At 54.3% G+C, this 13,139-nt stretch carries 9 protein-coding genes and 2 pseudogenes; 1 reads left to right on the top strand and 10 read right to left on the bottom strand.

Annotated elements, in window-relative coordinates:
* Window positions 1–361: 361 nt before the first annotated feature.
* From DXB00_RS12465 to DXB00_RS12440, 6 genes and pseudogenes are all read right to left on the bottom strand, one after another.
* Window positions 362–592: a KH domain-containing protein gene (locus DXB00_RS12465; RefSeq protein WP_110435982.1), complete on the bottom strand. Its 231-nt coding sequence runs from the start codon at window positions 590–592 to the stop codon at window positions 362–364.
* A gap of 14 nt (window positions 593–606) precedes the next feature.
* A complete protein-coding gene (gene rpsP / locus DXB00_RS12460; RefSeq protein ID WP_110435981.1) occupies window positions 607–849 on the bottom strand; it encodes a 30S ribosomal protein S16 in 243 nt (80 codons plus the stop codon).
* Window positions 850–913: 64 nt separating this feature from the next.
* Window positions 914–2,271: pseudogene (gene ffh / locus DXB00_RS12455) on the bottom strand (signal recognition particle protein).
* 1 nt (window position 2,272) lies between these two features.
* The gene (gene ylxM / locus DXB00_RS12450) at window positions 2,273–2,644 is read right to left on the bottom strand and encodes a YlxM family DNA-binding protein (protein WP_110435979.1); all 372 of its coding nucleotides are present in this window, start codon (window positions 2,642–2,644) and stop codon (window positions 2,273–2,275) included.
* Between the two features lie 181 nt (window positions 2,645–2,825).
* Window positions 2,826–5,819: a GGDEF domain-containing protein gene (locus tag DXB00_RS12445; RefSeq protein ID WP_119215011.1), complete on the bottom strand. Its 2,994-nt coding sequence runs from the start codon at window positions 5,817–5,819 to the stop codon at window positions 2,826–2,828.
* Window positions 5,820–5,833: 14 nt separating this feature from the next.
* Entirely contained in the window at window positions 5,834–7,285 is a 1,452-nt protein-coding gene (locus DXB00_RS12440) for an extracellular solute-binding protein (RefSeq protein ID WP_243107221.1), read from the bottom strand.
* 256 nt (window positions 7,286–7,541) lie between these two features.
* Between DXB00_RS12440 and DXB00_RS12435 the strand changes: the two are divergent.
* Window positions 7,542–8,191: pseudogene (locus tag DXB00_RS12435) on the top strand (DUF5662 family protein).
* Window positions 8,192–8,472: 281 nt separating this feature from the next.
* Here DXB00_RS12435 and DXB00_RS12430 read toward each other — a convergent pair.
* From DXB00_RS12430 to DXB00_RS12415, 4 genes are all read right to left on the bottom strand, one after another.
* A complete protein-coding gene (locus DXB00_RS12430; RefSeq protein WP_118729649.1) occupies window positions 8,473–9,486 on the bottom strand; it encodes a sugar ABC transporter substrate-binding protein in 1,014 nt (337 codons plus the stop codon).
* Between the two features lie 79 nt (window positions 9,487–9,565).
* A complete protein-coding gene (locus DXB00_RS12425) occupies window positions 9,566–10,510 on the bottom strand; it encodes a sugar phosphate isomerase/epimerase family protein (RefSeq protein WP_118729648.1) in 945 nt (314 codons plus the stop codon).
* A 96-nt stretch (window positions 10,511–10,606) separates the two neighbouring features.
* Window positions 10,607–11,614 carry a Gfo/Idh/MocA family protein gene (locus DXB00_RS12420; RefSeq protein ID WP_118729647.1) on the bottom strand — a complete coding sequence of 336 codons (1,008 nt, stop codon included), beginning with the start codon at window positions 11,612–11,614 and terminating at the stop codon, window positions 10,607–10,609.
* A gap of 218 nt (window positions 11,615–11,832) precedes the next feature.
* Window positions 11,833–12,867 carry a LacI family DNA-binding transcriptional regulator gene (locus tag DXB00_RS12415; RefSeq protein WP_118729646.1) on the bottom strand — a complete coding sequence of 345 codons (1,035 nt, stop codon included), beginning with the start codon at window positions 12,865–12,867 and terminating at the stop codon, window positions 11,833–11,835.
* Window positions 12,868–13,139: the final 272 nt, after the last annotated feature.

Genomic DNA, 13,139 nt, shown 5'->3' with positions numbered 1-13,139 from the left:
ACCTAGGTTGTCCTTCCTTTTGCCCCGCCGCGGGCGCGGCAACTCCCGCGCTCCGCACGAGCGCAACTCCCCGCTGAATCGCAGAGCGCAACTCCCCGCTGAATCTCAGTGAAAAACACCCTGCCCGTTAGGGACGAATACGCTTACGCAGTTCGTGCCCCCCCCGTTGAGTCAGTGCCAAAAAGGGTGCCTCCCAGACAGAGCGTATTGCTGACGCAACTCGTGTGCCCCGCATAATCGGTGCCCGATAAAAACAAAAAATCGCCGCGCTGCGGCGATTTTCGGAAAAAGCCAGCGCCTGACGGCACCGGCTCTTCATTCAAGTTGAAGTGATTAACACTTCGGCGCGATCCGCGCAGGCTCAGTCGAGAATATCAACTGTGACGCGCTTGTTCTCGCGATTGCCTGCCGCTTTCATGAGTGTGCGGATTTCCTTTGCGATGCGGCCGTGGCGACCGATAACGCGACCCATATCTCCCGGTGCTACACGCAGCGAGTAGGTGATGTTATCGCCGTCGATCTCCTCAGTAATGGCAATCGCAGCCGGATCGGAAACCAGATTTTCGACTATATAAGTCAGTAACTCTTTCATTTCGACGACCTCACTCAATTCAGCACACCGGCCTTCTTCAGAATACCGCGAACGGTATCGGTCGGCTGAGCGCCGTTCTTGATCCACTCCTGAGCGCGGTCAGCGTTTACGTTGACAACAGCCGGCTCTGCCAGCGGATTGTAAGTGCCGATCTCCTCGATGAAACGACCGTCACGCGGGTAACGGGAATCAGCGACAACGATGCGGTAGAACGGAGTCTTCTTAGCGCCCATGCGACGCAGTCTGATCTTTACCATTGAAATTTCACCTCCTGTTATAGAAATTTATCTATTGTAAATTTACTTTACAAACGAATAGCGATTAAAACGGCAGCTTGAAGTTGCCCAGTCCCGGGAAGCCGCGGCGCTTTTTGCCCTTGCTGCGTGCCATGCTGGTAAGCTGCTTGGTCATCTTCTGCATGGCCTCAAACTGCTTGAGCAGCTTGTTGACCTGCTCAACCGACAATCCGCAGCCGTTTGCAATGCGCTTCTTGCGGGAGTAGTTGATGATGGAGGGATTATCTCTCTCCTTCGGGGTCATAGACTGGATGATGGCTTCGGTATGCGCCATCTGCTTTTCGTCGATCTTTGCACCGGCGAGGGCTTTTGCGTCCACACCCGGCAGCATGCCGAGCATTTCCTCCATCGAGCCCATGTTTTTCATTTTCTGCAGCTGATCGTAAAAATCGGTCAGCGTCAGCTTGCCGGCCATCATCTTCTTGGCGGTTTCGGCTGCCTGCTTCTGATCAAAGGACTCCTGCGCCTTTTCGATCAGCGTCAGCACATCGCCCATGCCGAGGATGCGGCTTGCCATACGGTCCGGGTGGAACGGCTCGATATCGCCGAGCTTCTCGCCCGTGCCGATGAACTTGATCGGCTTGCCGGTAACGGCCTTGACCGAAAGCGCTGCACCGCCGCGTGCGTCGCCGTCCATCTTGGACATAAGCACGCCGTCGATACCGAGGGCTTCGTCAAAGGTCTGTGCGACCGTTACGGCGTCCTGACCGGTCATTGCGTCCACAACGAGGATGATCTCGGTGGGCTTAACCGTTGCTTTGATGTTCTTCAGCTCGTCCATCAGCTTTTCGTCGATGTGCAGGCGGCCTGCGGTATCGAGGAAAACCAGATCATAGCCGTTCTTGCGGGCAAAGTCGATGCCGTGCTTTGCGATCTCGACCGGATCGCCCTGACCTTCGTCAAAAACGGGGATGTTAAGCTGTTTGCCAACTACCTTTAACTGTTCGATAGCTGCCGGACGGTAAACGTCACAGGCTACGAGCAGCGGTCGGCGCTGCTGCTGCTTGCGGAGCAGAGCGGCCAGCTTTGCGCAGTTGGTGGTTTTGCCGGCGCCTGCAGACCGGCCATCATCACGATGGTGGGCGGGTTCGGCGATATAGTCAAACGAGTGGTCTGGCCGCCTAAGAGCGAAACCAGCTCCTCATTTACGATCTTGATGACCTGCTGGGTCGGAGACAGGCTTTCGAGGATCTCCGCGTCCGTTGCCTTTTCGTTAACGGTCTTGATGAAGTCCTTTGCGACCTTGAAGTTGACGTCCGCCTCGAGCAGTGCCATGCGGATTTCCTTCATTGCGTCCTTGATATCGGACTCGGTCAGCCTTCCCTTGCTGCGCAGGTGCTTAAAAGCAGATGAAATTTTTTCGGTAAGCCCTTCAAATGCCATGTTAAGCCTCCTGCCTGAGCTGTTCGAGCAGTGCCGTCATGCGGGAAACGATCTCGTCCGCCTCGGCACTGTGCAGTTGTGCGGCGTTCAATTCATGCAGCTGCTCAACCTCGTGCTGAAGTTCCTCTGCGCACCGCTCGGTGTCGCCGTATCGGGCCACCAGACCGAGCTTGTCCTCCATCTCATGAAGGGCGTGCTCCGCTCGCTTGATGCTGTCGCGCACACCCTGACGGGTGATGCCGGCGTGCTCGGCGATCTCGGAAAGCGAAAGATCTTCATTGTAATACAGATCAAACAGCTCGCGCTGCTTCTCGGTGAGGGTTTCGCCGTAGAAGTCAAACAGCAGGCTCATTTCAAGCGGTGTTGCCTTCATGGTGATCCTCCCTCCGAAGTGTAAAGTGTTTTGCCTTTACATCGAACGTGTTTATTCTATCTTATATCGGCTCTTTTGTCAAGAGGAAACTTTTCATATTGTAAAGTTTTTTTCGTGCCGGTTGCATCATCGGGAATTGCGGATGGAAACTGCAGCTTCTCCCGCTTTGCAAGCGACCCGCTCACCGATTCATCCACCGAATCACGCTCAGCGCCTGCGGCGCAATCTCACTCGGAGACGCCGCCGGCTTCGCCAGAAAATATCCCTGCAGCAGATCAACGCCCAACTCAATAACCTTGCGCAGCTCGGCTTCGGTTTCGATGCCCTCGGCAACGATCTTCATGCCGCGTCCGTGTGCGTATTCCACAATATCCTTGACCAGCTGTTGCTTATCCGCATCGGTGTCGATATCGCAGATGATGGTGATATCCACCTTGATATAGTCCGGCGACAGCTCGAGCAGACTGTTGCTGTTGCTGCAACCGCTGCCCCAGTCATCCAGCGCGAACGCGCCCTGATCGCCCAGTGCCCTGCGCTTGCGCTCCAGCGCCTCGCGGTCGATCTCCTCTTCCTCGGTGATCTCGATAACCAGATTATTCAGCAGCTCGGCAAACTGCGCCTTGAATTCCGCAACATCCTCATCCGTCAGACTGCTGTTGGCAATCGAGTTGAGAAACAGCTTGGTGTTACTATGCAGTCGCCCCCTGTTCTGCATCATCACAAACGTGGATGCCGCCTTGAAGGCGGTCAGCCGCTCAACCTCGTACAGCTTGTCCATCTCGCGCGCCAGCTTCATCACGGTCAGCGGCGAACTCAGAAGCGGCATTTTCACACGCAGCAGCGCCTCATACGCCTCTACCCTGCCGGTATGCGCTGAGAAAATCGGCTGAAAATGGTAGTCTGCACTGCTCTCACGCAGCATCTGCAGGAATTCCCTGCGCAGCTGTGCTGCGTAGACCTCCTGATTATAGGCACCGATATCAAATTCACCCATTTCGCCCTTGGACTCATGCTTCACCTGATACATGGCAAAATCCGCATACTTTTTGAGCGTAGCCAAATCCCTGCCGTTCTCCGGATACCACGCGATACCGCCGGAAATGCTGATGCGCATGGTGTCGCCGTTCGGCAGAAGCGCCGTGCGCTCCTTTATTGCTTCGGAAAGCCTGTTCAGCACCTGACGGATTTCGTCTCGTTCATCGTAATCATAGAACAGCACAATGAATTCATCTCCCGACATACGGGCGCAAATGGTATTCTGGGGCAGCGTCTGTGCAAAGCACTGACCCGCCAGATTGATATATCGGTCGCCCCAGTCATGGCCGAACGTGTCGTTGATCTGCTTGAGGTTATCCATATCCATCATCAGCATTGCAGCATGCCCCAGCTTTTCCGGCATACGGAACAATTTTTTCGCCCGTGCATCAAAGGCACGGCGGTTGTACAGACCGGTCAGCACATCGTAATCGCGCTCATGCTCGATGCGGCGGCGCTCAAGTGTCGCTGCAGTCACATCCTCGACCAGACCGACCTGCACCTCGTCCTCGCCGGTGATGCGCAGCATGACAAACCGCTCACTGCCGTCCTTTTGCGGAATGGTGAACACACAGCCGCCATCCTGCAGACTGAAGCTCTCCTTCTGCAGCACCAGCTCCTCCATCAGCATCTCAAACCGCTCCCGCGTCACATCATTCGGGTTGGCGTCCTGCATGCCGAGCATGGAGAAAAAGTTGTCGGTCACGAATACTTTATCGCTGTCCTCACGGATTTCATAGCCGCCGAGTTCAATACTTGCCATGTCCATAATACGCAGGAATTTCGTGGAGGTATCCAGAATATCCTGACTGAGCTGGGTGATTGCGGTGGAAAAGCCGTCTATCTCGCGGATGCCGGTGCGCGAGAGCTTTGGGATTTCCGTTCTCTTATCCTGTATAGCGGCTACCTCGTCGGACAGCTGCCGGATCGGATGCGCCAGTCCGCGGCTGACCAGATAGCTGCATACCAGACCAACACCCAGCGTCAGCACGACTGCCACCAGCAGCAGACTCTGCATATCGTTGGATATTTTATACAGCGTGCTGTTGGGCACAATGCCGAGCAGCAGCCAGTGCTCATTCGAAAATGGTGCGTTGCGGTCGTACAGCGTCAGCGGTTCCGCACAGGCGAAGTATTTTGTCTTATTGACGACAATGGTGCCGGCAGCACTGCTGTCCTGCATGACAATGCTCTGCGCGCTTTTCAGCGAACGATCCTGCGTAGAAAACGTCACCGGCTGCAGCGGAATGCTGCCGACCGGCTTTTCATCAGTCATTACGGCGAGCAGGTATGCGCCGGTGCCGTCATTCTGCAGCTCGGTCAGCGGCAGCTGCTCCTCCAGATAGCTGCACAGCAGCTCCACGCCGACAACGCCGTACACCGTGCCGTCCGGCAGGATGAGCGGCTGCGCGTATGCGATTGCTTCCCGCTTGTCTCCCGGCAGAACATACGGCGAGGTCGTCCAGCGGCCGTACTGCGCCATCAGCAGCTTGCCGCCGTCCTGATAGGCGGTCATGAACGGCTGATACACAAAATCATCAAGCTCTTCATAGTCCAGCGCGGGCTGCCAGCAGGAGTCCGTCGTAATACGCATGGACTTCACGATTCCTGCCGGTGCAAACGACAGCATCAGATCCTCGTTGCGCTCGGAAGCCGCCGCATTCGGGTCCAGATCGCGCAGATAAATGCCCGGCAGACGCCCATTGGTCTTGCGGGCATCCAGATCGCATGTATTGAGCACCACGAATACGCCCGTCACCGACGAGCTGCGCAGCTGCGTCACCAAATCATCCGCAATCGCTTCAAGCAGCGGCTCGCTCGAAGCGCTGCTCTGTCCCAGCGTATCCTTTGAGATTTGACCGGAGGTCAGCAGCGCTTCGGTCTTCTCGTTGATCCGATTCGGCATATCGCCGAGATTCTGCGCCTGCACGAGAAAATCCTCCAGATATCTGCTGCGGTTCTCAACCTGTTTGGCTAAAATATCCTCCGCATTCCGGTCCAGCTGCTGCGGCACGCGGCTTACCGCGATGGAGCCGATCAGCAGTGTGACCTCGACCGCCAGAATGACCAGTACCGATATAAATATAGTGGAAAAGACCGATCTTTCCCGTTTTTCTGTTGGCTTACTGCGAGCCTTCATACCGCACCGCCTGTTCAAACCTGATCTCTCGAGCTGTTTCTCTTATCCTTCGTGTGCCTGAAGCTGCGCCAGCGTATCCCGATACCAGCTGTCAAATATGCATCTGTCAGAAATTCCGCCTCGGCCTGCTCCGCGCTCTGCCCGGCTGCAATGCGCTGCTCCACCGTGTCGCGGTCTGCCACAGCAAGATCACTCATCGCGTATTCCAGCACCTTGCGCGCGTTCTTGCTGCCCTCGAAGGCACGGGTGGTGTACAGCTTATTCTCGTTTACCGTCTTGACCGCCATCTGCAGAACGGACTTGACCTCGGGTGTCATAGCAACCTCGCTGTCAGCCAGCATTTCTTCTTTATTCGCTTCCCGGGTGACCGGCAGATAACCCGAGCTGATCGAGAACTGAATGTTGTTCTCCGGTGCAGTGAAATACTTGAGGAAGATTACGCTCGCCTTGATCTCCGCCTCATCGCCCTTGGTGACAACCATGCCCGCACCCTGCTGCACCGAAACCGGTTCACAACCCGCAAAATGCGGATTCGGCAGCACTTTCAGCTCGATCGAATGGCTGTCGTCATCACTGGTCATTACGCTGTCCGGAAAGAAGGTCGCGCTCGAGCTGGAGCCGACATAGGACAGGATCGTACCGGTTTTGATGTCATCGCTGCGGAAATGGCCGTTTGCCTCAAAATAGCCCTTGATAAACGGCACATAGTAGTTGTCCCACAGCTTACGGATAACATTTTTATCAAAATCAAGCGTCATTTTGCCGTTCTGCACGTCAAAAATCGTGCAGCCAAGCTCCTTTGCACCGATGAGCAGATAGTTTGCCATCGCATCTCTGCCAAACAGAGCACGGCCGTCATCCGGCGCTTCGGTCTGCGCGTCCGTCCAGTTATAGTATTTCTCGGCTGCTGCGGTCAATCCCTCAACCGTCGCAAGATCGTCATAGGTCGTGCCGGTCGCCTGCGAAAACGCCTGCCAGTCGGTATCGTTCAGATAGAGCACCTCGGTGGCCTTTGCGGTCGGGAAAATCTTGATGCTGCCATCACCGTCAAAGTCGCCCTCGGTGAGATAGCCTTCGATGTACTCGCTTTTTTCGCTTTCGGTCAGGTAGTCATTCAGGTCCACGACCATGCCCTGCTGATCGAGCGCATAGGCGGTATCCGCATAGCCGGAGAAGATATTCGGCAGCTCTTCCGCACCGACCTTGCCTTCCGCAGCGTTCAGCACGTTAGTCTCCAGATCATTTACACTGCCCTGACTGGCGCTTTCCACCGTGATCCCCTGCTCTTTGCCGACCGTATCGTTGAACTTCTGCACCATCCGGTTGAATGCTTCGAGCTGCTCACCGTTATAGTAGTTCCAGATTGTGATCGTCACCGGCTTCTTTTCCGCACCGCAGCCGCCACATGTCAGCGCCAGCATGACCGCAGCCGCCGTTCCGGCGATCAACCGCTTGTATGCCTTCATAGTTTCCTCTTTTCCTCATGATAGTATGTAAACAAATTCATCCGATTCTATGTATTTTCCCATATGCACGGAATTTTTCTTTTTCCATTCCTATAAGGCAACACCGCACAATTAAAGCAGCGTGCACCGCGCGTAAAGAGCGCGGAAATTTTACGCGGGCATACTGCCGCATGGCAAATGAAATTGATAATGGTATTTGTGTGCTGTATGCATGCACCCGATGCAGTATCTGTCTGAACTGCTATAGTTTATCACAATGCGCAAAAAACGTAAAGCGCGAGTTCCCTGTGACACACATTGCACATTGTTTTTTGCTTTTCTTTTTCCGCACAGCATGGTAGAATACTATCAGTCCGAAAAAAGGAGGGCGCATGCCATGAAATGGCTTTCACATCTGCGCACGGTGCAGCACCATCGTTTTCTGGTTCTCCGGCACTGCTGGCGCGTTGGATTATACTGGCAGGGACTGACGCACGATTTGAGCAAGTTCAGTCCGGTGGAGTTTTCCGCCGGTGCAAAATATTATCAGGCAACCGCAGCCCGAACGAAATCGAACGCCGCGAAAAGGGCTACAGCGCAGCATGGCTGCATCATAAGGGCCGGAATAAGCATCATCTGGAGTACTGGATCGACTACGCCGCCGACGGCTCCGGTATGTGCGGCATGAAAATGCCCATTCAATATGTAATAGAGATGTTCTGCGACCGCGTAGCCGCCAGCAAGACCTATCGCGGTGCTGCCTACCGCGACAGCGATCCGTATGATTACTATGCACACTCGGTCGATCACTATATCATCCATCCGGATACCGCCGCCGCGCTGGAATCCCTGCTGCGTATTCTGCGCGACGAGGGCGAGGAAAGGGCGTTTGCGGCTGCACGAAAACTGCTTAAAACGGGATATTGAGCAAAAAGGAATCAGCCGACCGGCTGATTCCTTTTTATAATATGATGTGCAGCCGCAAAAGTATCCACAGGCTGTGGATACTTTTTGTTTATGTCCGCTTTGCAAGCAAAGAACCGAAACAGCGCACAGGACCTTCGTCCTGTGCGCTGTGTGTTTCAGCATTATCACCCTTGGGCAAATACCGCCGTCCCGAGGCGGTACGATTGGGAACGTTGGAGCGTCAGACCCGACCGTTTTTCCAAAGGAAAAAGAGATTTAACAGCGTGCAGCCGGTCTGCGAATTACTCCCACAGACCCTTAGCCTTCATGTCGTCGATGTACTCATCGCAGTTGGTGGAGTCAACGACCTTGGAACCGGAGTCGATGAAGGAATCAACCTGTTCGCCTTCCAGCGCCTTTACCGCAGCTTCCACTGCCTTATAGCCCATGTCGTAGCCGAGCTGGGCGATATCCATGCCGAGCGTACCGTCCTTGATGGCGGAGATAGCGGAGGTATTGCCGTCAAAGCCGCACACGATGGTGTCGGCATACTTGGCGTTGCCGGAGTCCTTGATGATCTTAACAACGCTCATTGCCATGTCATCGTTGGAGGAAAGAACAACATCAATGCCGTCCGGATACATCTGCATAACGGATTCCATTGCGGTTGCAGCCTTCTCAGCCAGACCGTCGCAGTACTGCACCTCAATGACCTCGCCGCCGGCTTCCTCAACGCCTTCCTTGTAGCCGGCCAGACGTGCTTCGTGCGTCTCGTCGCCCTGTACGCCGGTAACGATAAGGACAGTCGGCTTGTCAACACCGTTCGCCTTGGCGGCTTCTACGGCTGCCGTGCCGCCGCTCTTGGCAGCGTCCTTGTTGCCGGTGCCGACAAACGCGAGCTTCTTGTCCGAGGTAAAGTCGGTATCGAGTGCGATTACAACCTTATCGGTGTTCGCAACCAGCGTGGAAGCAGAATTCGACTGCAGCGGAGCCAGTACCAGCGCGTCAATGCTCGGGTTGCCGAGCGAGGTCTCGATCATGTTGACCTGCTCATCGTAGGACGTTGCCGACGTCGGAGACTGGATATCTACGTTTACGTTGTCGTGCTCATCGGCGTATGCTTTTGCACCTGCCATAACCTTGTTGAAGTGGCCGTCGGTCAGCTTTACGATAACCGAGATGTTGTAAGCGTTACCGCTGCTGCCGCTGTCTGCGGAGGAGCCGCCGTTGTCGCTCGCAGGGGAGCCGCCGCAGCCCGCCAGCATACCTGCACACAGTGCGCTTGCCAGAGTCATCGCTAACAGTCTCTTTTTCATGATAATTGTCCTTTCTTTCCTCTCGTTTTTCTCTTCAGGGGTCTCTCTTTTTTATTCAATAGCGCCGAAGCGTTACTTTTTACAGATCGCAGGGCATTGCTTCCTTGAGTACGGTGGTGGACTTTTTCAGTCCGGTCAGTGCCGGCATAGTCAGATCCTCCATCTCTTGGCTGATCGGGCCGTCATAGCCCTCCATGCTCAGGCAGGACAGGAATTCCTTCCACCAGCTGACATCATGGCCGTGACCGAGTGCAACATAGTTCCATGTGCGCTTTGCAAACTGGTCGATGGTCTTGGTGTCGAGTACGCCGTCCGGACCGATATAGTTGCGTTCGATGCGGACGTCCTTGGCGTGTACATGGTAAATGCGGTCCGCGCCCAGCTTGTGTACTGCGGCGACCGGATCGCCGCCCATCCACATCAGATGGCTCGGATCGAGGTTCATGCCGACCATCGGGCCGACTGCGTCACGCAGACGAATGAGCGTTTCCGGATTGTAGACCATCTGGCAGCCGTGGTTCTCGAGTGCGATCTTCTCAATGCCGTTGGCCTTTGCCAACTCGACGGTTTTCTTCCAGTACGGAATGAGCACCTCATCCCACTGCCAGTTGAGAATCTTGGTGGTGATCGGCGGCCAGCTCGTTACGATCCAGTTCGGGGTGTGATCCTCCGCCGAACCGCCCGGGCAGCCGCTCATCATAACGATTTTCTTGACGCCGAGTAGACCTGCCAGCTTAAAGGTCTTTTCGACTACCTCCTGATGCAGCTTGCCCTCCTCGTTCGGTGCAAGCTGGTTGCCCGAGCAGTTGAGCACCTCAAGCACCAGTCCGCGCTTTGTAATCGCATCCATGTAGTTCTTGCGGGTCTCCTCGCTTGCCAGCATGGCATCGAGGTCAATATGCGGCGCTTTGGACCAGTTGCCGCAGGCGATTTCGATGGACTCGTAGCCGAGTTCCGCAACGGTATCAAGCATTTCTTCAAACGGCATGTAGCCGAGACAGTCGGTATTTAAGCAGAATCTCATTTTGCATATCCTTTCAGAGTGTTCTTCGCTCGTGCCGCGGCGTCCGATGCACCGCGGCACGCGAAAGAGAAGTAGAAAATAAAAAGAGAAGATAAGTTATTTCTTATAGAAGTCCGGCATTGCGTCATACTTGATTTCAACAACAGACTGGGTGTCACGCGCCTCGGAAGCGGCCTTTGCAGTTACCTGTGCGGTATAGCCGTCCCACGCGGACGGACCGTCTACGCGGCCTTCCTTGCAGGCGTTGATCCAGGACTGGAATTCGATATTGTACGCTTCCGGGAAGCGCTCGGACCAGTCGTGGCAGATGGGCGTTACGCGGGAATCGTTGGTACGGATCATGGCGTTTGCCGGCTCGGGCAGGTTGATGCAGCCCTCCTCGCAGACGACCTCGCAGCGGACGTCATAGCCGTAGCGGCAATTTACGAAGGATTCTACATCAATGCGCACGCCGGATTCGGTGGTCAGATACATGATCTGCGGGTCGCGCAGCTCGCCTTCCGCGTTGCGGGTGGTCTTGGGGAATACGACCTCGGCAGTCTTGTAGTTTTCACCGAGCAGCCAGCGCAGAACGTCGATTTCGTGGATCATGGAGTTCTCAACCGGCATAGAAGTGGTAAAACCCGGTGCGTCATAGTTGCGGTGTACGCAGTGCAGCATGAGCGGCAGGCCGTACTTGCCGGAATCGATAGCTTTCTTGAGCTGATTGTAGCCCGGGTCATAGCGGCGCATGAAGCCGACCTGAACCAGCTGCTTGCCGGCGGCCATCTCAGCCTCTACGATGCGCTTGCAGGCATCCGCCTCGGGTGCCAGCGGCTTTTCGCAGAATACATACTTGCCGGCCTTGATTGCCGCCATGACGTACTGCTCGTGAAACGGATCGAGCGTGGTAACAACAACGGCGTCGATTTCGTCCGAAGCGATCATCTCCTCGCCGCTCTCCCAAGCCTTGATGGCGTACTTCTCGGCAACCGACTTGCAGAAATCAACATTTGCGTCCGCGCAGCCGACTACCTTTGCACCCTGCAGGGTGTTGTTGATACGCTCAATGTGCGTGCGGCCGATTGCGCCCGTGCCTACCAGACCGATTTTCAGTTCTTCCATGATATTTCCTCCTCAAGTATGTAATTTCTTCTCATTTATGCAATTTTTTCTTTACGAGGACGTACTCGTAATTCTCTATAAAAAATATCTGCTGTTATTTAGCAAATATCTTTTGACGGGATTTTATGTTTTTATCGCTGTATCAGCCGATTTTTCGATTTACGAGTACGTACTCGTAAATCTCTACAAAAAAATATCTGCGGGATTCGCAAATATTTTTATGAAAAACATTCCTTAACCAGAATACGGATGTCGGTAAAAATACGGTGGATCACGGGTTTTCTACCGAATACGAGCTGATCCATGATCAGCTTGACCGGAAGCGCGCCCTGCTCGTCTTTTTCACCGCCGAGTGTCCAATCTACAACGCCCTGTCGCATCAGCTCTACGATTTCGGGATAATCCTCGTAGCAAAGCACACGAACATCGTTCGCACGACCGGTTTCGATCAGCGCCCTGCCGACCTGTGCTACGCCGCCGCAGGTAATGTAAATTCCGCGCAGATTCGGCTGTTCTGCTAACAGCTGCACCGTTTTTTCATAGGTGATCTGCGGATTTTCGAAGCTCTCCACGCGCGATACGATCTCAATCTGCGGATACTCCACTTTCAGAAAATCCGCAAATCCCTGTTCACGCATCTGCACATAGTAGTTGTTGTTTTCTGTCTCAATCGCACTCGAAATGATGGCAATCTTGCCGTTTCCGTTCAGAAACTGCCCCATCAGCCGACCGGCAATGCGGCTGGCTCTTGCGCTGTCAATGCTGACACAGCAGGTACGGCGCGAACCGGCGATATCCGAATCGGTGGTGATAACAGGAATACCTGCATCAGCCGCCCGGTTAATCGCTCGACGCACACAATCTGCGTTGATCGGACTGAGGATGATGCCGTCGGACTGCTCGTTGATGGCCTTGTCGATATACTCGCTCTGCCTCTTGGCTTCCTGGAACCCGGTAACTGCATAGCTGACTTCAATATCGAAACCAGTCTGCTCTTTTACACCGCGTTCGATACCTTTTTTCAGGTACGGCAGTGCATCCACCTGCACCAGAATGGCAGAAATGCGGTACACTTTGCCTTGACGCTGCAGCACACGGCCGCTCGGATTGGGCGTATAGCCCAACTCGTTAATAATGGCCTGCACTCTTGCGCGGACCTCATCGCTGACACCTACACGGTGATGTACGACCTTATCGACCGTTGACGGATGAACGCCGGCACGCTCGGCGATTTCCTTCATGGTAACTCCCATGCCGAACGACACCTCACTTTCATCGGCATAACAGTGCTTTATTGGTTAACGTGTACGTCCTCGTTATTTTACGAGTACGTCCTCGTTATCTTACGATGTTATTGTAGCGCGATAAACACGCAGCTGTCAACTGTTTTTTACGAAGTTTTTGAAGTTTCATCTTTTTCATAAAAGCCATGCTATGTTTTTGGTGTTTTACAACAAATTCTGTCACGATTGCTGTCAAGGAAAGTTAAGTCGTTCTAAAAGTTATCGTTTTCCATTTATAAATG

Origin of the sequence: Butyricicoccus sp. OF10-2, from assembly GCF_003481925.1 — a bacterium.
In the GTDB taxonomy this organism is placed as follows: domain Bacteria; phylum Bacillota; class Clostridia; order Oscillospirales; family Butyricicoccaceae; genus Agathobaculum; species Agathobaculum butyriciproducens.
Note: the sequence above shows the minus strand (reverse complement) of the source record. Positions and strands in the feature narration are given on the sequence as shown.

Coding starts and splice junctions, on each gene's coding strand:
- DXB00_RS12430 (WP_118729649.1), bottom strand. CDS start 9,486: ATGAAAAAGAGACTGTTAGCGATGACTCTGGCAAGCGCACTGTGTGCA.
- DXB00_RS12425 (WP_118729648.1), bottom strand. CDS start 10,510: ATGAGATTCTGCTTAAATACCGACTGTCTCGGCTACATGCCGTTTGAA.
- DXB00_RS12440 (WP_243107221.1), bottom strand. CDS start 7,285: ATGAAGGCATACAAGCGGTTGATCGCCGGAACGGCGGCTGCGGTCATG.
- DXB00_RS12420 (WP_118729647.1), bottom strand. CDS start 11,614: ATGGAAGAACTGAAAATCGGTCTGGTAGGCACGGGCGCAATCGGCCGC.
- rpsP (WP_110435981.1), bottom strand. CDS start 849: ATGGTAAAGATCAGACTGCGTCGCATGGGCGCTAAGAAGACTCCGTTC.
- DXB00_RS12415 (WP_118729646.1), bottom strand. CDS start 12,867: ATGGGAGTTACCATGAAGGAAATCGCCGAGCGTGCCGGCGTTCATCCG.
- DXB00_RS12465 (WP_110435982.1), bottom strand. CDS start 592: ATGAAAGAGTTACTGACTTATATAGTCGAAAATCTGGTTTCCGATCCG.
- ylxM (WP_110435979.1), bottom strand. CDS start 2,644: ATGAAGGCAACACCGCTTGAAATGAGCCTGCTGTTTGACTTCTACGGC.
- DXB00_RS12445 (WP_119215011.1), bottom strand. CDS start 5,819: ATGAAGGCTCGCAGTAAGCCAACAGAAAAACGGGAAAGATCGGTCTTT.